The sequence below is a fragment of the Pseudomonas sp. NPDC089428 genome (assembly GCF_044749325.1).
Taxonomy (GTDB): Bacteria; Pseudomonadota; Gammaproteobacteria; order Pseudomonadales; family Pseudomonadaceae; genus Aquipseudomonas.
This window is the reverse complement of sequence record NZ_JBIVHT010000009.1, coordinates 174201-193715: the sequence shown is the minus strand read 5'-3', so window position 1 is coordinate 193715 and position 19515 is coordinate 174201. Positions and strand designations below refer to the sequence as shown.

15 protein-coding genes are annotated in these 19515 nt (G+C 63.9%); 8 read left to right on the top strand and 7 right to left on the bottom strand.

Annotated features, from left to right (window positions below):
* Window positions 1–138 precede the first annotated feature (138 nt).
* Window positions 139–1326: an MFS transporter gene (locus tag ACIPZ5_RS18550; protein WP_400810039.1), complete on the bottom strand. Its 1188-nt coding sequence runs from the start codon at window positions 1324–1326 to the stop codon at window positions 139–141.
* 190 nt (window positions 1327–1516) lie between these two features.
* Window positions 1517–2890: an APC family permease gene (locus ACIPZ5_RS18545; protein ID WP_400810037.1), complete on the bottom strand. Its 1374-nt coding sequence runs from the start codon at window positions 2888–2890 to the stop codon at window positions 1517–1519.
* Window positions 2891–3198: 308 nt separating this feature from the next.
* Here ACIPZ5_RS18545 and ACIPZ5_RS18540 point away from each other — a divergent pair, with 308 nt between their 5' ends.
* The gene (locus ACIPZ5_RS18540; RefSeq protein WP_400810036.1) at window positions 3199–4692 is read left to right on the top strand and encodes an aldehyde dehydrogenase; all 1494 of its coding nucleotides are present in this window, start codon (window positions 3199–3201) and stop codon (window positions 4690–4692) included.
* Here ACIPZ5_RS18540 and ACIPZ5_RS18535 read toward each other — a convergent pair whose 3' ends face one another.
* Window positions 4693–5013: a hypothetical protein gene (locus ACIPZ5_RS18535; RefSeq protein ID WP_400810035.1), complete on the bottom strand. Its 321-nt coding sequence runs from the start codon at window positions 5011–5013 to the stop codon at window positions 4693–4695. It lies immediately after the preceding gene.
* A gap of 65 nt (window positions 5014–5078) precedes the next feature.
* Between ACIPZ5_RS18535 and ACIPZ5_RS18530 the strand changes: the two genes are divergently transcribed.
* A complete protein-coding gene (locus tag ACIPZ5_RS18530) occupies window positions 5079–5582 on the top strand; it encodes a peroxiredoxin (RefSeq protein WP_400810033.1) in 504 nt (167 codons plus the stop codon).
* A gap of 46 nt (window positions 5583–5628) precedes the next feature.
* Here ACIPZ5_RS18530 and ACIPZ5_RS18525 read toward each other — a convergent pair whose 3' ends face one another.
* Together ACIPZ5_RS18525 and ACIPZ5_RS18520 are read right to left on the bottom strand one after the other, a co-directional pair.
* Entirely contained in the window at window positions 5629–7194 is a 1566-nt protein-coding gene (locus tag ACIPZ5_RS18525) for a DHA2 family efflux MFS transporter permease subunit (RefSeq protein WP_400810031.1), read from the bottom strand.
* The gene (locus ACIPZ5_RS18520) at window positions 7191–8327 is read right to left on the bottom strand and encodes an HlyD family secretion protein (protein ID WP_400810029.1); all 1137 of its coding nucleotides are present in this window, start codon (window positions 8325–8327) and stop codon (window positions 7191–7193) included. Before ACIPZ5_RS18520 ends, ACIPZ5_RS18525 begins: the two co-directional genes overlap by 4 nt.
* A gap of 176 nt (window positions 8328–8503) precedes the next feature.
* On the opposite strand from ACIPZ5_RS18520, the gene ACIPZ5_RS18515 reads away from it, so the two are divergent.
* Both ACIPZ5_RS18515 and ACIPZ5_RS18510 read left to right on the top strand, forming a co-directional pair.
* A complete protein-coding gene (locus tag ACIPZ5_RS18515) occupies window positions 8504–9445 on the top strand; it encodes a GlxA family transcriptional regulator (protein ID WP_400810027.1) in 942 nt (313 codons plus the stop codon).
* An 85-nt stretch (window positions 9446–9530) separates the two neighbouring features.
* Window positions 9531–10808: a flavohemoglobin expression-modulating QEGLA motif protein gene (locus ACIPZ5_RS18510; RefSeq protein ID WP_400810026.1), complete on the top strand. Its 1278-nt coding sequence runs from the start codon at window positions 9531–9533 to the stop codon at window positions 10806–10808.
* Here the strand turns inward: ACIPZ5_RS18510 and ACIPZ5_RS18505 are convergent, their stop codons facing one another.
* Both ACIPZ5_RS18505 and ACIPZ5_RS18500 read right to left on the bottom strand, forming a co-directional pair.
* The gene (locus tag ACIPZ5_RS18505; RefSeq protein WP_400810025.1) at window positions 10809–13349 is read right to left on the bottom strand and encodes an HWE histidine kinase domain-containing protein; all 2541 of its coding nucleotides are present in this window, start codon (window positions 13347–13349) and stop codon (window positions 10809–10811) included.
* A gap of 81 nt (window positions 13350–13430) precedes the next feature.
* Window positions 13431–14354, bottom strand: coding sequence for a LysR family transcriptional regulator (locus ACIPZ5_RS18500; protein WP_400810023.1), 924 nt, complete (start codon window positions 14352–14354; stop codon window positions 13431–13433).
* A 104-nt stretch (window positions 14355–14458) separates the two neighbouring features.
* Between ACIPZ5_RS18500 and ACIPZ5_RS18495 the strand changes: the two genes are divergently transcribed.
* The 4 genes from ACIPZ5_RS18495 to ACIPZ5_RS18480 all read left to right on the top strand — a co-directional run bounded on the left by ACIPZ5_RS18495 (window position 14459) and on the right by ACIPZ5_RS18480 (window position 19433).
* The gene (locus ACIPZ5_RS18495) at window positions 14459–15211 is read left to right on the top strand and encodes an SDR family NAD(P)-dependent oxidoreductase (RefSeq protein ID WP_400810021.1); all 753 of its coding nucleotides are present in this window, start codon (window positions 14459–14461) and stop codon (window positions 15209–15211) included.
* A 144-nt stretch (window positions 15212–15355) separates the two neighbouring features.
* The gene (locus tag ACIPZ5_RS18490; RefSeq protein WP_400810019.1) at window positions 15356–15979 is read left to right on the top strand and encodes a dTMP kinase; all 624 of its coding nucleotides are present in this window, start codon (window positions 15356–15358) and stop codon (window positions 15977–15979) included.
* Between the two features lie 124 nt (window positions 15980–16103).
* Window positions 16104–17828, top strand: a complete 1725-nt coding sequence (locus tag ACIPZ5_RS18485; RefSeq protein WP_400810018.1) for an amidohydrolase — start codon at window positions 16104–16106, stop codon at window positions 17826–17828.
* 78 nt (window positions 17829–17906) lie between these two features.
* Entirely contained in the window at window positions 17907–19433 is a 1527-nt protein-coding gene (locus ACIPZ5_RS18480; protein WP_400810016.1) for an FAD-dependent oxidoreductase, read from the top strand.
* Window positions 19434–19515 lie beyond the last annotated feature (82 nt).

Below are 19515 nucleotides of genomic sequence, written 5' to 3'. Positions count from 1 at the left end.
CCAAGGCTGGCAACCATGGCGTAACAGGTTCGGCACGTTGCAACAAATGTAGGAGCGGATTTATCCGCGATGCGCCGCGCGGGCGGCGCTCGATTCATGCCCCCCCTGAAAACTCAAGACAGGCACCTGGCAGAAAGCTCAGTGCCCGCCCTTCATCCGGCGTGCCACCAGATAGATCAGCAACCCCGCCATTGCCGTTGCCGCACCGATATACCCGGTGCTGGTCCAGCCCAGCCCGGCGCTGATGGCCATGCCGCCAAACCAGGGACCCAGGGCGTTGGCCAGGTTGAAGGCAGCATGGTTGGAAGCGGCCGCCAGGCTCGGCGCTTCATGGGCGATGTCCATCAGGCGGATCTGCAGCGGCGCGGCCAGGGCGATCATGGTGCCGACCAGGCCGATCCCCAACAGCACCGACCACAGCGCGTGGGCGGCGAAGCTGAAGAACAGCAGCACGGCCGCCGACCACACCAGCACAAGGCCCACGGCGCGGAACTGCAGGCGGTCGAACAGCTTGCCGCCGGCAATGTTGCCGATGATGCCGCCAGCGCCGAACGCGGCCAGGCCGAAGGGGATCCACTCCGGCGCCACCTGGGTCACTTGCAGCATGGTCGGCGCCAGGTAGCTGAACACGCAGAACATGCCGGCAAAGCCGATCGCGGCAATGCCCAGCGCCATCCACACCTGCGGCAGGGTAAAGGCTTGCAGCTCCTTGCGCGGGTCGCTGCGCGGTTCATCGTGGCGCTGCGGCACGTAACGCCAGACCAGCGCGATGGTGCACAGGGCGATGGCACCCACCAGGATGAACGCTGAACGCCAGCCGAAGAACTGGCCGAGGAAGGTTGCCACCGGGTTGCCCAGCAGCATCGCCAGGGTCAGGCCCATCATCACCCGCGCCACGGCGCCCGCGCGCTGGTTGCTGGGCACCATGCTCGACGCCACCACGGCGGCGATGCCGAAGTAGGCGCCATGGGGCAGGCCGCTGATGAAGCGGAAGGCAACCATGCTGGTAAATGACGGGGCGAAGGCGGTGGCCAGGTTGCCGAGGGCATACAGTGCCATGAGCAACAGCAACAGGTGCTTGCGCAGCAGCTTGGCACCGAGGATGGCCAGGGCCGGGGCGCCGACTACCACACCTAGCGCGTAGGCGCTGATGGCGTGGCCGACTTGTGGCTCGCTCAATTGCAGGTTGCTGGCGATATCGGGCATCAGGCCCATGATGGCGAATTCGCCGGTGCCGATGGCGAAGCTGCCGAGCGCCATGGCAGCTTCCATCTTGCCGACATCGCCCTTGGAAACGGCGAGTGGCGGTGATTCCTGAACAGACATTGGGGTCCCTTGTGAAACATACTGAAACGTTTAACGGGGGATCATACCATTCAGGGGTGGGGTGGGGCTCAGGGTGTATGCCTCAAGAGGTGCAGCGCCTGTGAAATCGAGCGCCGCGCGGGCGGCGCTCGATCTCACAGGCGCAAAAAATCCATCGGCAGGCACTTGCCAGCCGCTCAAAACTCCCCGTTCATTCAGCCATCTGCAACTCCGGCAACTTCACCCGAAACGCCTTGGTCAGCCCGAGCAAGCAAACAAACCCCGCGCCCATCCAGCACAACCCAATGGTAAAGGACATGCTCGACAGGCTGGTCCACAACCAGATCGTGCTGAGGAACCCAAGCGCTGGAATGGCGCCGTACAGCAGGCAGTTGCGCATCCCTCGCAACTGCTGGTCCACCAGGTAGTGCTTGACCACCGCCAGGTTCACCGCCGAGAAGGCGAACAGCGCGCCGAAGCTGATCATGTTGGCCACGGTATCCAGGGTAATGAACAGCGCCACCAGCGACAGCAGGCTGACCAGCATGATCGCTGCCGCCGGCACGCGTTTCTTCGTCACCAGCTGGCCGAACACCCGCGGCAACGCGCCATCGCGGCCCATGGCGAACAACACCCGCGACACGCTGGCCTGGGACACCATCGCCGAAGCGAAGCAACCCGCCACGTAGGTCGCGGTGAAGGCCGTCACCAGGTACTCGCCCCCCACACGGCGCATCACGTCCACCGAAGCCGAATCCGGGTCGGCAAAGCTGGCCCAGTCGGGGAACACCATCTGCGCAAAGTACGACACCACCAGGAACAGCAGGCCGCCGATCAGCGACACCGCCATGATCGCCTGCGGTATGCGCCGGGTCGGGTTGCTGGTTTCCTCGGCCATGGTCGACACCGCATCAAAGCCCAGGAACGACAAGCACAGCACCGCCGCCCCGGTCATGATCAGCGGCACGCTGAAGCCTTCATGGTGGAACGGTGCCAGCAGCGATACCGGCGCAGCCTGGCTACCCACGTGGCGTATGGAGAGGGCGACGAACACCACGATGAACACCAACTGCGCCACCACCAGGATCCAGTTGACCCTTGTGATCGACTCGATACCGATCAGGTTGAGGAACGTCACCAAGGCAATCGACCCGGCGACCCACACCCAGGCATGGATGGCCGGGAAGTACTCGGACATGTAGATGCCGATCAGCAGGTAGCTGAGCAGCGGCAGGAAAATGTAATCCAGCAGCAAGGTCCAGCCGGCGATGAAGCCGAAGTGGCTGCCGAACGCCTTGCGCGTATAGGTATAGACCGAACCGGAGTAGGGGTGGGCCTGGACCATGCGCCCGTAGCTGTAGGCGGTGAGCAGCATGGCGGCGAGGGTGAGGAGGTAGGCGATGGGCAGGTGGCCCTTGGTCATCTGGGTGACCAGCCCGTAGGTGGTGAACACGGCGAGCGGGACCATGTAGGCGAGGCCGAACAGCACCAGCGCGGTCATGCCCATGGACTTTCTGAAACGACCTGAAGCGTTGCTGGGTGATGCTGGCTGATGGGGATGGGCTGTATTTGTTGTTGTATGCATGGCTGACTCCTGAAATGGGATGCAGGAAGCTGCAGTAGGCGAGCGGGCTCGCTACTGGTAAGGGCGTTTGATCAGAGGCGTGGCTGGGGTGGGGCGGCTCGAATGCTCCCACACTCGGGGAACCCTCGAAATCACCCTTTGGGGGGAGCATCCTGCGCCAGTCGCGTAAACCCTGGCGCCCGGCGCTGGCGAGCATTTTCCTCTGCAAGGGGCAGCAAAAAGCTGGTTTCGCCAGGCCTGCGGCTGGGCCAAGAATGTTCGCCAGACCCATAACAAGCGGACCGCACGGACGGTCGTCAGGAGTGTGTATGTACGATCTTGGATACTGGCAACAGCGCGCTGCAGGCCTGAGCTTGCGAGACAAGGCCTTGATCGGCGGCCGCCAGGTCGGGGCAGCCAGCGGGGCAACGTTCGACAGCATCAACCCCGCCACCCAACAGGTCCTTGCCCGTGTCGCTGCCTGTGACCAGGCCGACGTCGACCTTGCCGTCAGCGCAGCGCGCAGGGCGTTCGAGCAGGGGCCATGGCCACGCATGGCGCCCGGCGAGCGCAAGAAGGTGCTGCTGCGCCTGGCCGAGCTGATCATGGCCCACCGCGAAGAGCTGGCGCTGCTGGACTCGTTGAACATGGGCAAGCCGGTCATGGACGCCTACAACATCGATGTACCGGGTTCGGCCCACGTCTTCGCCTGGTATGGCGAGGCACTCGACAAGCTCTACGACCAGATCGCACCGACCGCGGCCAACGCCTTGGCCACCATCACCCGCGAAGCGCTGGGGGTGGTCGCGGCCGTGGTACCGTGGAACTTCCCCCTCGACATGGCCGCCTGGAAGCTCGCCCCGGCGCTGGCGGCGGGCAACAGCGTGGTCCTCAAGCCCGCCGAGCAATCGCCGTTCTCGGCCTTGCGCCTGGCCGAACTGGCACTGGAAGCCGGCCTGCCGGAGGGCGTGCTCAACGTGGTCCCGGGCCTTGGCGAAACGGCGGGTCGCGCGCTGGGCCTGCACCCGGACGTCGACTGCCTGGTGTTCACTGGCTCCACCCAGGTCGGCAAGTACTTCATGCAGTACTCGGCACAGTCCAACCTCAAGCAGGTGTGGCTGGAGTGTGGCGGCAAGAGCCCGAACCTGGTGTTCGCTGACTGCCAGGACCTGGACCTGGCCGCCGAGAAGGCCGCCTTTGGCATCTTCTTCAACCAGGGCGAAGTGTGTTCGGCCAACTCGCGGCTGTATGTGCAGCGCGCGATCCATGACGAATTCATCGAACGCCTGCAGGCCAAGGCCCGCCAGTGGCTGCCAGGCAACCCGCTGGACCCGGACAGCCGTGCAGGCGCCATCGTCGATGGCGAACAGACCACGCGCATCGCCCGGGCCATCGGCCTGGCCTCGGAGCAGGGCGCGCGCCTGGTCTGTGGCGGGCGGCGCCTGACCATCGGGGCCTCGGACAATTTCATCGAACCGACCATCTTTGCTGGCGTCGACAACGGCATGAGCCTTGCCCGGGACGAGGTCTTCGGCCCGGTGCTGGCAGTCAGTGCGTTCGATACCGAGGAACAGGCCATCCGCCTGGCCAACGACAGCATCTACGGGCTGGCGGCGTCGGTGTGGAGCGATGACCTGAACCGTGCGCACCGGGTTGCGCGTGCGCTCAAGGCGGGTACGGTGTCGGTCAACACGGTCGATGCGCTGGATGTGACCGTGCCGTTTGGCGGTGGCAAGCAGTCCGGGTTCGGCCGCGACCTGTCGTTGCACTCGTTCGACAAGTACTCGCAGTTGAAGACCACCTGGTACCAGTTGCGCGGCTGATTACAGATTGCCCAGGAGCATCCCGAGCTGGCGGTGCTCCCAGGTGCTCAACCACTCCACCGGGTTGCTGCCAAAGCCCTGCGCGGCTTCGAACACGTAAGCCCGGCCACATGGGCTGAGGCAGCTGACGCAATAAGCCAGCGCGTTGTTGTCGTTGAACAGCGTGATTTGCCAGCCGTCACATGCCAGTGTCATCGGGCCACAGCCGATCTGCGCCCAGCTGGCATCGCCCTGGCGCTGCATGCTGCGCACGCCGAGGGCGATTTCGCGCAGCAACTGGCTGACTTCGCGGTGGGTGAGGGGGCCTGGAGCGAGCATCATGTACCCGGTGTGGTGGAATGCTGCATCATACCAGCCTCAGCCCCTTGCCTACCCAGGAGACAGCGATGATCAAGCCCGGCGAGCAACTGCCCGATGTGACGCTCTACGAGTACAACAGCAGTGAGGGCGCCTGCCCGATCGGCCCGAATGCGTTTTCCGTGGCTGAGCGCTGCAAGCAAAAGAAAGTGCTGATTTTCGGATTGCCCGGTGCGTTCACGCCGACCTGTTCGGAGCGTCACGTGCCAGGTTATGTGGCCGCAGCCCAGGCGCTGTTCGCGGCCGGCGTTGACGAAATTCTCTGTGTTTCGGTGAACGATGCCTTCGTCATGAACGCCTGGGGCAATAGCCTGCAGGTGGGCGAGGCGGTGAGGATGATCGGCGATGGCAACGGCGAGTTCAGCGAGGCGTTGGGGCTGATCCAGGACCTTTCGGCCCGTGGCCTGGGCCGGCGTTCGCAACGCTACGCCATGCTGGTCGACAATGGCGTGGTCAAGCACGTTGCGGTGGAGGCGCCTGGCAAGTTCGAGGTCAGCGACGCAGCGAGCATGCTGGCCGTGGTCAAGGCATGACGCGGCGGCGATGACCTGGCCGGCCCTGGCGGCTGCCTGGGCCGGGTCAATGGGCATCCGCCGACGGTTGCCGTGGTGGCTGGACCTTGCGCATCAACGGGACCAGTAGCGTGGCGATCGCGAAGCACAGCATGATGACCAGGAAGGCGTCGGCGTACGTCATTGTCTGCGCTTCGCGCCAGGTCAATGCCCAGAGCTGATGCAGTGCAGTCTGGCTAGCTTGCGAGCTGTTCTGGCCAAGTGCCTGGGCGCCGTCATGCCATTGTTCGAGCCAGGTGTTCATGGTCTCGTTGCGAATGTTCAGGTGCTCGGCCAGGCGCAAGAAGTGCAGGTTGGTACGGTCATTGAGAATCGTGGCGCAAGCCGCGATGCCCAGCGCGCCGCCCAGGTTGCGCATCAGGTTGAACAAGCCCGAGGCGAGCTTCAGACGTGCCGGCGACAGCGCCCCCAAGGTCAGCGTGACCGTCGGCGGCACCGCCATTTGTTGTGCGAACCCTCGAATGGCCTGGGGCAACAACAGCTCCCTGGCACCCCAGTCATGGGTAATGGGCGTAAAGTCCCACATCGACAGGCCAAACAGCGCCAGGCCCAACATCAGTATCCAGCGCAAGTCCACACGGTTGGCGAGAAAGGCGTACACCGGGATCGCCAATAGCTGGAATACCCCGGTGGAGAACACCGCCAGGCCGATATCGAGGGCACCGTAACCGCGCACACGGCCCAGGAACAACGGTGTCAGGTAGATCGTGGCGAAGATCCCGATGCCGGTGATGAACGAAAACAGGCAACCCAGGGCAAAGTTGCGATCGCCCAGGGCATGCAGGTCGACGATGGGCTGCGCCACCCTCAGGCTGCGCCAGACGAACAGAACGCCACACAGGCCTGCCAGCCAGGCCGTGGTGGCAATTGTGCTGTCGCTGAACCAGTTCCAACGTGGCCCTTCTTCCAGGGTGTACTCCAGGCAACCCAGAAACACTGCCATCAGGCCCATCCCCAGGTAGTCGGCGCCCTTGAGCAAAGCCAGGTTGGGCTGGTCGACCTTGACCAGCAGGGGGACAGCGACGGTGACGAAGATACCGGGCACCAGGTTGATGTAGAACAACCAGTGCCAGGACGAGACATCGGTGATCCAGCCGCCAACCGCTGGCCCCAGGGTTGGCGCGAGCGAGGCGATGGCGCCAATCACCGAGGCGGCAATCACCCGTTGCGGGCCGCTGAAGTAGATAAACGCCGTGGTGAACACCAGGGGGATCATCGACCCACCCAAAAAGCCTTGCAGCGCGCGGAATGCGATCATGCTCTGGATGTTCCAGGCCACTGCGCAGAGCAGGCTGGTCAAGGTAAAGCCCGCGGCCGAGGCGGCAAATAGCCAGCGCGTGCTCATCACCCGCGACAGCCAGCCTGAGAGTGGGATCACGATGATCTCGGCTATCAGGTAGGCCGTCTGCACCCAGGCGGTGTCATCCGCACCGGCAGACAGCCCACCCCCGATGTCCTTGAGTGATGCCGAGACAATCTGGATATCGATCAAGGCAATGAACATTCCCACACACATGGAGGCAAACGCTGCCACCTTCTGGCGGGGGCTGAGCACCGGCAGTTCGCTGTTCATGGCTGGCTAGCCGTGGCGAGGCCCGCAGGCGTCTCGCGCGGGGCCTTGGTATCGATTTCGGCAAGCACCGAAAGACCAGGGCGCAGGGCGCCGAAGTCGGCATCGCCATCTGCCAGGCGGACACGCACCGGCACGCGCTGCACGATCTTGGTGAAGTTGCCGGTGGCATTCTCGGGCGGCAACACACTGAACTGCGCGCCGGTGGCCGGCGCAATGCTCTCGACACGGCCGTGGAAGGTGCGCCCTGGCAGGATATCGGCCGTGATGCTGACGGCCTGGCCCACTTGCATGCGTGCCAGCTGGTCTTCCTTGAAGTTGGCGTCGACCCACAAGCCGTGGGCCGGTACCACCGAAATCAGTTGGCTACCAGCTGCGGCATAGGCGCCGACCTTGGCTCGGCGATTGCCGACGTAACCATCGACCGGCGCACGCAGCTCGGTGTATTCGACATTGAGCCGGGCTTGCTCGCGGTCCGCTTCGGCCTGGGCCAGTGCGGCGCGTGCCTGTTGGCGTTGGGTGTCGATCACGGCCAGCTGCTGGCGTGCGGCCAGCAGGCCGGCTTGCGCGTGGACGCGATCGGCTTGCGCGGTTTTCCAGGCCGTGTCGACGCGCTGGGCGCTCTGCACCGAGACCGCCTGGCTTTGCACCAGGTTTTGATAACGCGTTCTGTCATCCATGGCCCGCTGGGCTTCGGCGCTACGCGCGTCGATCTGTGCTTTGGCCTGGCTGATGACCGCCTGTTGCAGCAGTTCGACCGCGTCCAGATTGGCCAGGCGCGCATGCTGCGCCGCCACGGCTCCTTCAGCTTTGGTCAAGGCGGCGTTGTAGTCGCGCACGTCGATCCGCGCCAACAGGTCACCCGCCTTGACGAACTGGTTGTCGACCACCGCGACTTCACTGATGTAGCCGGGGACCTTGGCGCTGATCACGGTCACCTCGGCGCCCACGTAGGCATCGTCGGTGTCTTCGATGAACCGGCCGCTGACCCACCAGTGGCTCGCGCAGGCCACGCCGGCAATGATTGCCAGCGTCAGGGCGCCCAAGCGCAGGGCAGCTACTCGGGCAAAGGTTTTGACAGGCGCGGTGTCGCTGTCCAGGACCGCGCCGGGTTCGATGTCGACCTGAGCGTTCATGACGGTCAGTCCTCTGTCTGAGCTTGGCTAATGAAGGGGGTGCCACCTGCTATCGGCCGCCCCGGATGTCGGCGATTACGGCAAGGGATGTGCGCCGCGTCTGGATGACATCCTATTGCCTTGTGGTCATGCCTTAAATGTCATATAAGACACCTTTTAGGACATCGGGTATCCGTATGCACACCCTCGGTTTTGTCGTCCTTCCAGGCTTTCAGTTGATGGGGCTGACGGCGATCACGGCGTTCGAGATCGCCAACCTGACCCTGGGCAAGCCCGCCTACGAAGTCACACTGCTGTCGGAGGACGGGGGGCTGATCACGTCTTCGGCGGGTATTCGCATCGAGACCCGCGCGTTTGGCGGTGGGCAGGTATTCGATACCGTGATGTTCGGCTCCGGCACGTCGGTGATGCCGGTCACCACCGGCCTTGCCAGCTTTGTGCGCGCGTCGATGGACACTGCTCGTCGAGTTGCCGCGCCGTGTGTTGGCGCCTTCGTCCTGGCCGAAAGTGGCGTGCTCGATGGCCGGCGGGCAACGACCCACTGGCTGTTTGCCAAGCAACTGGAGGAGCGCTACCCCAAGGTCAAGGTCGAACCGGACCGGATCTACATCGTCGATGGCCCTGTGTGGACCTCGGCAGGCATGACCGCAAGCATCGACCTGGCGCTGGCCATGATCGAGCAGGACCATGGCCTGGAAACCGCCCGGATCGTTGCGCGCAAATTGGTGGTCTATCACCGCCGGGCCGGTGGGCAGTCGCAGTTTTCGGTGCTGTTGGACCTCGAACCCAAGTCCGATCGCATCCAGAAAGCCCTCGATTACGCCCGGCGCAACCTGAGAAACACCTTGAGCGTGGAAGAACTGGCTGGGGTTTCGCACCTGAGCCCCCGGCAGTTCAGCCGCGCGTTCACTGCCGAAACCGGTCAATCGCCGGCCAAGGCGGTGGAGCACCTTCGGGTCGAGGCGGCGCGAATGCTGCTCGAAGACAGCGGGCATTCCATCGAAGTCGTTGCCCGGGAGGCAGGCTTCGCCGACCGGGAAAGGATGAGGCGGGCGTTCTTGCGTACGATCGGTCAGACGCCGCAAATGATACGGCGCAGCGGCACACCGATGGGCTGAGGGCAGCTGCTGGCCCTGCGGCTACGCACAGAACCGGCACGGGCTAAGCTGTCGAGATGACGCTGGGTGACTCAAGGAAACTGCCATGGGTACTGCCTCCCTGTCCGAGCTCGATGCCGCGCTGCCAGGACTTGCCCGCAAGATCCGCGTGCTCGATGCCCTGGCCTGGCCGGATGGCATCGAGCAGGTATTCCTCAGCCAGTGGCGCGCCGGCAATGCGCAGTTGCCCCAGGTGCAGTTGCAGCCGCGCGAGCACAGCAGCGATATCGCCGCGCTGGAGGCCTTTGTCGGGCAATGCGATCAAGGGCATCCAGCCGGGCGCTTCCTGGCGATGACCGCACGCAGCTATGCCACCGCCGGTCGCATGCTGGGGGCCATTGGCACCCCTGACTTCACGCGTTATTCCTCGGCGCTGTACCGGCGCCCGGACTTTCTCTACCCCAGGCAGCAACTGACCATGCTCGATGCGGCCGGTTTCTTCCTCAAGACCACCGATGCCCTGCTGGGCAGCGAGCAGATTCCGCCAACCGAGGCTGACATTCCTGCCGAGGACTTCGCTGCCTGGATGCAACCGGAAGTGGACCGTTTTTTTGGGCCGGACCGGATCAGCATCGTGCTGGATGCCAACCTCGCCGCCAAGGCCATCGCCGGGAGCCGCCGTATTCGCCTGCGTGCTGGCGCCCTGTTCAGCGAGCTGGACAAGCAGCAACTGTTGCAGCACGAGGCCTTCGTGCATGTTGCCACCGCCCAGAACGGTGCCAACCAGCCCAACCTCAAGAGCCTTGGCCTGGGCGCGCCACGGACCACCCAGACCCAGGAGGGCATCGCCACGTTGGCCGAACTGTTCACTGGCAGCATGGACATCAACCGCCTGCGCCGTGTCGCCCTGCGTGCGCTGGCGGTGCAGCAGGCACTGGATGGCGCCGACTTCATTGAAGTCTTCGAAGGCTTTGTGAACGCCGGGCAGTCGCCGCAAGAGTCGTTCCGCTCGACCCAACGGATTTTCCGCGGTGCCGACCTGCGCGGTGGCTCGGCCTTTACCAAGGATGCTGCCTACCTGACCGGCTTGCTGGGTGTGCATACCCTGCTGCGCGTGGCGATCCGTGACAACCGACCGGAACTGGTCGGCCACCTGTTTGCCGGGCGCCTGACCCTGGCCGATACCGTGCGCCTGGCACCGCTGTTCGAGTCCGGTTGGCTCCAGGCGCCGAGCTACATTCCGGCCTGGGCCTGCGACATGCGCAGGCTCGCCGCCAATCTTGCGTTTTCGGCTTTCATCGCCCAGATCAGGCTGGATGTACTCGACCTGCCAATGTTCATGGCCTTTGCCGACGACCACGAGGCGGATGCCAGCGCCCAGTGATCACGGCGCAAGCAGTGCCTGCAGGCTGGCCAGAATGGCATTGGCATCGTAGGGCTTGCGTATCACCGCAACCTCCTGCAAATGCTGCGGAATGCTGACGCCATCGCCATAGCCCGTGGCAAACAGGAACGGAACGCGGCGCCGCACCAGCTCATCGGCCACGCAGATCGATGTGCCGGTGCCCAGGTTGATATCCAGTATCGCGGCGTCAGGCGTGCGCTGGCCCAACAGCTTCATCGCCTCATGCTCGGAGCCAGCGGTGATGACGTTGGTGATCAGAGCATCGTTGAGTATTTGCTCAAGCCCCACGGCAATGACCAGCTGGTCTTCCAGAATCAGCACACAGGCATCTGCGCGCGCAGCGAGCACAGCGTTCGGTTGCGCCATCGGCGTAGCGGGGTGTAGCGCTTCAGGCGCTGCGGCCACCGAGAGGTGCCTGGCCGGGATTCTGAAAAAGCCCTGAAGGCCTTCGGGCAGGTATTCGACGTTGCTGGTGCCACCCAGGTCGAACGGTATGCTGCGATCGATCAGCACCGTACCAAAGCCACGGCGGCTCGGCGGGCGAACCGTTGGCCCGTTGCGCTCGCGCCAGGTGATATCGCAGGCATTGCCTGCATCGAGTGCCCAACTGACACAGAGCCTGCCGCCGGCCCTCGACAGCGCACCGTACTTGGCCGCGTTGGTCGCCAGCTCGTGCAACACCAGGGCCATCACCGAATAGGCACGTGCGTCGAGAATCACATTGGGCCCGGTCATCTCGATGGCCTCGGTCGAGGTGCGATAGGGCGACAGCTCGGCCTCGAGCAAGGTGGCCAGGCGCCCGCCACCGTCGCCGCGCACCACCTGGTCGTGGGCCAGGGACAGCGCGTGGATGCGGCCCTTGAGCGTCGCCACATAGTCCTTGAGCGTCTGGCCCTCGGACGTTGGGTGGGCAACCAGTGCGCCGATCAAGGAAAGGATGTTCTTGACCCGGTGATTGAGCTCTTCGTTGAGCATGCGCTGGCGGATTTCAGCCTTCGAGCGCTCGTTGGCCAGCAGCTCGCTGTTGTGCAATGCCACTTCGACGATGGCCCGGCGAATGGCCTCGCCGAACTGCCGGTCCTGCTCGCTCCAGGGCAGTGATTGCCGGTGCACCGTCTCTTTCCAGATCGCGAAGCTCTTGCGCGGTGTCAGGCGGTCGCCCAGCGCGCCACTCTCGTAGGTCTTGTTCGGGTCACCGGCCCAGTCCAAGGTCTCGACCACCTCCTTGCGGAACAGCATCAGGTAGTCCCTTGGCTGCTGCGACATCGGGATGATCAGCACGCCGGAGACTTCCGTGCAGTAGTCCTGGGCCGCAGGGAGCGCCATCGAAAGCCGGTTGGATGCCCAGGTCTGGCCTTCGCTGACCTCCTGCGCCAGCCCCAGCAGGTCGGCCATGGCCGCCTTGGGTGGCGTCAGGCCGGTCGACGTCCAGCGCCCCTGCATCGACATGCCGATGCCGTCACACGGGATCAGCGACTGAAATTCGCCCAGGCGCGAATGGAAGAATGCCTCGATGTCGGGCGCATGGTTGGCGTCGCGCAGCAGCGCATCCAGCGCCTTGTGGACGTTGACGGCCGCTTCGAGGTGCTGGCGGGTTCGCAGGGTCTCGATGTGCAGCGAAAAGAACTCGCCGAACATTTCCGCCGCCACCCGTTGCCCCATGGCCAGGGTGCGCGGTGCGTAATGGTGGCAGGCGATCAGCCCCCATAGCTCGCCACCGACGATGACCGAGATCGACATCGAGGCCCCCACACCCATGTTGCTCAGGTATTCGCAATGGATCGGCGAAACGCTGCGCAAGTGCGCGTAGGAGAGGTCCAGGGGCTCGCCGGACGGGTCCAGTACCGGGTCGATGGCAACCGCTTTGAACTTGACGTCGGAGATGATCCGGATCGGGTTGCGCAGGTACAGGGCGCGGGCCTGCTGGGGGATGTCGGACGCCGGGAAGTACTGGCCAAGGAAGCTTTCCAGGTCGCCACGCTTGGCCTCTGCCACGACTTTGCCGGCGCCGTCGGCACCCAGCTGGTAGATCATCACGCGGTCATAACCGAGCACCGCACGCACGAAACGGGCGGCGTCGCGGAACAGCTTGTGGGTCTGGTCGACTTCGCGCAACTGGGCGATCAGCGTGCGTGCCAGTTCGATGGGTTCGGCAATGCTGGCGCCGGCGGGCTCGAACTCGATGATCGCGGTGCCCTTGAACACGTGGGCCGCAACATCGAACGCCTGACCTGAAGGCAGCTGCATGCTGAACGTCTGCGATGGCCGTGTGCCTTCGCGGGTGCGGGCCAGCGAGTTGCGCAGGGTGTGAGCCACTTCATCACCGAATAAGGCGCTCAGCCTCTGGCCATTGACTGCACCTGTCACACCAAGCATCTGTGGCAGATTCAGCGAATGGCGCAGCACGACCGTCGCTGACGCATCGCAGGCAAGCATGCAGCCGTGGGGTTGAATGCTGCCGGGAACCTGGATCGGCTCGCGATCGCAGTTGGTCAGGTTTACCTGGGGGTCGAAGGTCATTGGGCCCGCGCCTGAAAAAGAGAGACAAATACCTGACTTACAGTACAGCATCAACCGGCAGAATCGGGGCAGGCCTCGACGCTAGCCTGACACCTGCACTTGCCACAGCGGGTTCGCCAACCGCTCGACGAAAAACTCGGCCAGTGCCTGGACCTTGCGTGGCCGTGTACGCGCCGACGGGGTCACGAAGTACAGCCCGCCCTGGGTCATCCGCCATTCGGGCAGCAGGTGCACAAGGCGTCCGTCGGCCAGGTACTCGGCGGCCATGAATTCCGGTAACTCGGCAATGGCCAGGCCCGCCAGCAAGGGCGCGACCAGGGCATCCGAATTGGTCACCCGCAGCGGCCCGCGGGGCACCACGTCGTGGCTGCTGCCGTCGCTGTGGCTGAAGCGCCACACCTGGCTGCGGGCACGATAGGCGTAACTCATGCAGGCGTGGCCAGCCAGCTCGCGCGGGTGCGTGGGCTGGCCATGGCGGGCAAGGTAGGACGGTGCGGCCACCAGGTACTGGCTGACCGAACAGATGCGCCGTGCCACCAGCGATGAGTCGGGCAGGGCGGCGATGCGCAAGGCCGCATCGAAGCCATCGGCGACCAGGTCGACGGTCGAGTCCGACAGATGCAGGTCAAGCTCAAGCTCCGGGTATAGCGCCAATAGTTCGGGCAGCAGCGGCGCGACCCAACGCAAGCCAAAGGCCATCGGCACTGCCAGGCGCACCAACCCGCGCGGCTGCAGCGACAGCTCCTGGGCCTCGCTTTCCATTGCCTCGGCCTGGCGATACAGCGCGCTGGCTTGCTCGACCATCCCCTGGCCGAACTCCGTCAGCGAGAGCTGGCGCGACGTGCGGTTGAACAGGCGTGCGCCCAGGCGTTCTTCCAGGCGCGCAACTGCGCGCGATACGGTGGGCACCGAAACGCCCAGGGCCCGTGAGGCGGCGGCGTAAGAGCCTTCTTCGGCCACTTTGGCGAACATCGCCAGGCCTTCGAAATCTGGAATTCTTGGCATTTCATTTCTGCAATGATGGCTTTCAAATGATTCTATTTTGAAATGATCTGCCGGTCGATACGCTTCTCCCCACAGCAACTCACCACCTCAACGGGAGAAACACCATGAGCAAGAAACTTGAAGGCAAGATCGCACTGGTCACTGGCGGCACCACCGGCATTGGCCTGGCCACGGCAAAACGTTTTGCAGAGGAGGGTGCCCATGTCTACATCACCGGGCGCCGCCAGGCTGAGCTGGACAAGGCGGTGGCGCTGGTGGGCAACGCCACCGGTATTGCGGTGGACTCCACCCGGCTGGAGCAACTGGATGCACTCTATGCCCGCATCGCTCAGGAAAAGGGCCGCCTGGATGTGCTGTTCGCCAACGCTGGCGGCGGCTCCATGCTGCCATTGGGCGACATTACCGAAGCCCACTATGACGACACCTTCGACCGTAACGTGAAAGGTGTGCTGTTCACCGTGCAAAAGGCGCTGCCGCTGCTGGCGCAGAACGCCTCGATCATTCTGACCGGTTCCACGGCCGGTAGCTCCGGCACAGCGGCGTTCAGCGTGTATTCGGCATCCAAGGCCGCCGTTCGGGCCTTTGCCCGTAGCTGGATTCTGGACCTGAAGGATCGCGCCGTGCGGGTCAACACCCTGAGCCCAGGCGCAACGCGTACCCCAGGGTTGGTCGACCTCGCCGGGCCGGATGCCGGGCAACAGCAGGGCCTGCTGGATTACCTGGCGGCTCAGGTGCCGCTGGGGCGAGTCGGGGAGCCTGTCGAAATCGCCAACGCTGCTGTGTTCCTGGCCAGCGATGATGCCAGCTTCGTCAACGGTGCCGAGCTGTTCGTGGACGGTGGCCAGGCGCAAATCTGACCCTCAGGATGGCGGTTTACCGGCTGGAGTACAAATGTACTCCAGTCGGTAAACCGCCATCAGGCTGACAAGCGAGACTGTGGCCTGCTTTGCGTGCATCATGCTCATCTCTGTATCCAGGTCTGCTTCCACGCAGTATTGAACATGAAACGTCCGCTGTTTATTGCGCTGGATGGCCCGAAGGGCACCGGCAAGACCACGCTGCTGGAGGCCATCACCCAGGCGCTGAGGGCTGATGACAGGAAGGTGATCCGGCTTTGCGAGAAGAAAAGCGACCCCTTCAGGGGGGAAACCATGGCGCTGGTCAACACGCTGGTGAGAAACCCCTGCCGGGACCTGGAGTTGAAGGTCTGCGCGCGCCTGGCCGATAGCCGCGCCTGGATTTCCCGCAATGTGCTGCCCAGGCAACCTGCGGACAGCATCATCCTGATCGATCGCTGGTACCCCTCCGACGCCGCGTTTCGCCGAACGGTCCCGTTTGCCGAGATTCTGCGCATGAACCGCGAGCGCAACGTGCAAGTGCCGGACCTGCATGTCGGGGTGGTGACAGCGCCTGATACGTCGTGGGCAAGGGCGGCGGCCCGCACGCGCGGGCTGGGCAGTACGGTAATCCACAAGCTGGATGAACAGATCGCCTGCACCGAAGCCTTCGAACGGGCGGTGGCGGAGCAAGGTTGGGTGCTGTGCCGCAATGAAGGCACGATCGCGCAGGCGACGGACCAGGTGGTTGCCGAGATCCAGCGCGTGCTCCACGTACCGCGTCCTTGAGCTGCTTTACCTTGGCTTGAGGATTCTTTCCTTTTTGCAAAAAAAGTTGTGCCTGCCTTCGCATTTAACCGCCCTGGCGGCTCGGCTAGGCTGCGCCTCGATCAAGACAAGAACGAGGCCTCGAATGAACAAGCAGCTCCTGAACATGGCGATTGCGGCGGGACTGGCCTGCACCTCTCTACCAGGACTGGCCGCCGTGGATGTGATCCTGCATAACGCCAAGGTCTATACCGCCGAGCCAGGCCAGCCTTTGCAGCAGGCCGTTGCTGTCGAAGGCGAAAAGATCGTTGCCGTGGGCACCGACCGGGACGTGCTGCGCCTGAAGAGCAACGCTACCCAGGTCTTCGACCTTGGCGGCAAGGTGTTGATGCCGGGCATGCTCGATTCCCACTCCCACGCCATCAAGGGTGGGCTGCAGCTGGAGTTGGCCAACCTGGCGGGCGAGCAGATTCCGCTCGATGAGCTGGAGCAGCGCCTGCGCGAGTGGCGCGACAACGGTAAAGCCCGTCGTGGCGAGTACCTCTCGGTCGGTGGCGTGCCAGGCACCTACTGGGATGATATCGCCGCCCTCGAGCGACGTTTCAACCATGGCGAATGGGCCGAGCAGCCGATTCTCTTCGCTGCCAACGACATGCACACCGGCTGGGCCAACCAGGCCATGCTCAAGCGCGCCGGGATCGACGCCAAGACCCTTGCCGCGTTGCCCGCTGATGCGCGTAATACGATAGGCCAGCACCCCGATGGCTCACCCAACGGCTTTCTCGCCGATGCCAGCTACTACCCGGTTACCGAGCTGTTGCCGCCACTGAGCCATGAAGTGCTGATGACCGCAGGGCGCATGGCCTTGAACTACTACAAGCAACTGGGCATCACCGGCTGGATGGACCCGCTGGCCAACGAGTTGCCTGGGGCTGACGTGAAGAACGACTCCCTCGGCTTGTTGCCGGTGTACAAGGACCTGTCCGAGCGCGGCGAGCTTACCGTTCACGTCGCGGCGCTGCTGATGGCCAGTTCCAAGGCGCGCCCAGCCGACCTGGATGAGCTGGACAAGGTGCGTCAGCAGTTCCTGGGCGTGCACAACCTCACCTTGCCAGGGATCAAGGTTTTTGCTGACGGTGTGGCCGAAGCCCCGGCGCAGACTGCAGCGATGCTTGAACCTTACAAGAACACAGGGATGCGGGGCGAGTTGCTGCTGGACCCGGCAACCTTTGGCGAACTGGTCAGCGCGGCAGACGCGCGTGGCTGGCTGGTGCACGTGCATGCCATCGGTGACCGCGCGGTGCGCGAGGCACTCAACGGTATTGCCCAGGCCCGCCATGATCGCGCCAGCGGTATTGCGCACTCGATCACCCACCTGCAGATGGTCAGCCCTCAGGATTACCCACGCTTCAAGGCGTTGAACGTGATTGCCGCGATGCAGCTGTACTGGGCGGCTGCCGATGAGTCGAACATGGCGCTGGTAAAGCCCTATGTCGACGCCATGGCCTTCATGCATACCTTCCCGGCGCGCTCGCTGCTCAAGCATGGCGCGACCCTTTCGGGCGCGAGCGACTGGCCGATCACCACTCCGGAGCCGTGGAAAGCCATTTACCAGGCGGTGACCCGTAAAGGGCCGAAGGGTGTGCTCAACGCGGCCGAAGCCATCGACCGCGAACAGATGTTCCAGGCCTACACCCTCAACGCCGCCAAGGCCATGCGCCTGGACCAGCAAGTGGGGTCGCTCAGGGTCGGCAAGCAGGCCGACATGATCGTCCTCGATCGCGATGTGCTGACCGTTGCACCGGCAGCGCTGCGCGACACCCAGGTGGAACAGACCTGGTTCGCGGGCAAACAGATCTACGCTCGCTGAACGGCCCGGGTATCGTTGACTTTGCCTGGGCTCAGGCACATTAATGGCGGTGTAGTCATTCATGTGCGAGATGAGATCATGGCGCACACCGACGTGCTCATTGTTGGCGCCGGCCCTACCGGGCTGGCGCTTGCGCTTTGGCTCACCCGGCAGGGCGTCGCGGTAAGGATCGTCGACAAGAGCAGCGGCCCTGGCGAAGCGTCCCGCGCCATGGCGGTTCAGGCCCGCACGCTGGAACTTTATCGCCAGCTCGGCCTGGCCGAGGCGGTGATCGAAGCCGGCTATAAAACCCCTGCCATGAACCTGTGGGCCCGAGGCCGCCGCCGGGCGCGCATCCCCTTGCAGGATGCAGGCGCAGCCATTTCGGCGTATCCCTTCGTGTTGATCTATCCCCAGGATCGCCATGAGCGCTTGCTGGGGCAGCGGCTGCATGCACTCGGCGTGGACGTGGAATGGCGGACCGAACTGCTGTCGTTCGAACAGGGGCAAAGCCAGGTCACGGCCATTCTGAAGCAGGCCGATGGGCGGGAAGGGGCCTGCACTGCCGCTTACCTGGCGGGATGCGATGGCGCTCACTCGCGGGTTCGGCATGCGCTCGGCAGCGGTTTCGAGGGGGGTACCTACAAGCAGCTTTTCTACGTAGCGGATGTCAGGATAACGGGCGTCGAACCTGCGGGTGAGGCACACGTCGCGTTTGATAAATCCGACTTTGTACTGCTCTTGTGCTACGGCGAAAAGGACCAATACCGGCTGATTGGCACCGTGCGAGACGAGCGTGCCGAGCACCCTGAGCATCTGACGTTCGCCGACGTCGGCCATGATGCCATCAACGGCTTGAACCTCCGGGTCACCGAGGTGAACTGGTTTTCCAGCTACCGCGTTCACCACCGTGTCACCGATCATTTCCGCCGTGGCAGGGCGTTTCTGCTTGGCGATGCTGCGCATGTCCATAGCCCGGCAGGCGGGCAGGGCATGAACACCGGCATTCTCGACGCGAACAACCTGGCCTGGAAGTTGGCCGCGGTGGTCAAAGGCAAAGCCCCCGATGCGCTGCTCGACAGCTACCAGGCCGAACGCCAGGCGTTCGCCCGCAAGCTGGTGGAGACAACGGACAAACTGTTCACCTTGGTGACCGCTCAAGGCGGTTTCGCCGATTTTGTGCGTACGCGCATCGCGCCGGCGATCGCAAGCGTTGCGTACAAGCGTGAAAGCGTGCGTGAGTACCTGTTCCGCGTGGTGTCGCAAACCACCCTTGATTACCGCGACAGCCCGCTGAGCCAAGGCAAGGCCGGTGGGGTCCAGGGCGGTGATCGCCTGCCGTGGTTGCCTGGGGATGTTGCGGACAACTACGCCTCACTGGCAGGCACTGAGTGGCAAGTGCATGTGTACGGCGAAGCCAAGCCAGGCCTGGCCCAATGGTGCGCACAGCACGGCATTGCACTGAGTGTTTTCGCTTGGGAACCTGCGTACGAGCAAGCTGGCGTTGCCAGAAATGCGGCTTATCTGTTGAGGCCTGATAGCTATGTTGCGCTGGCTGACCCTGAGGGGGACTCATCTGCATTGAGCCGATATTTCCAGACGCACGGCATCATGCTTTCTGCCTGAGGCATCCGTCCCGGTGCTGCCTGCGCCTTGGAACAGGAATTGCTGAGAGACTGCAAGACTCCTCAACGTGGGTAATACGGCA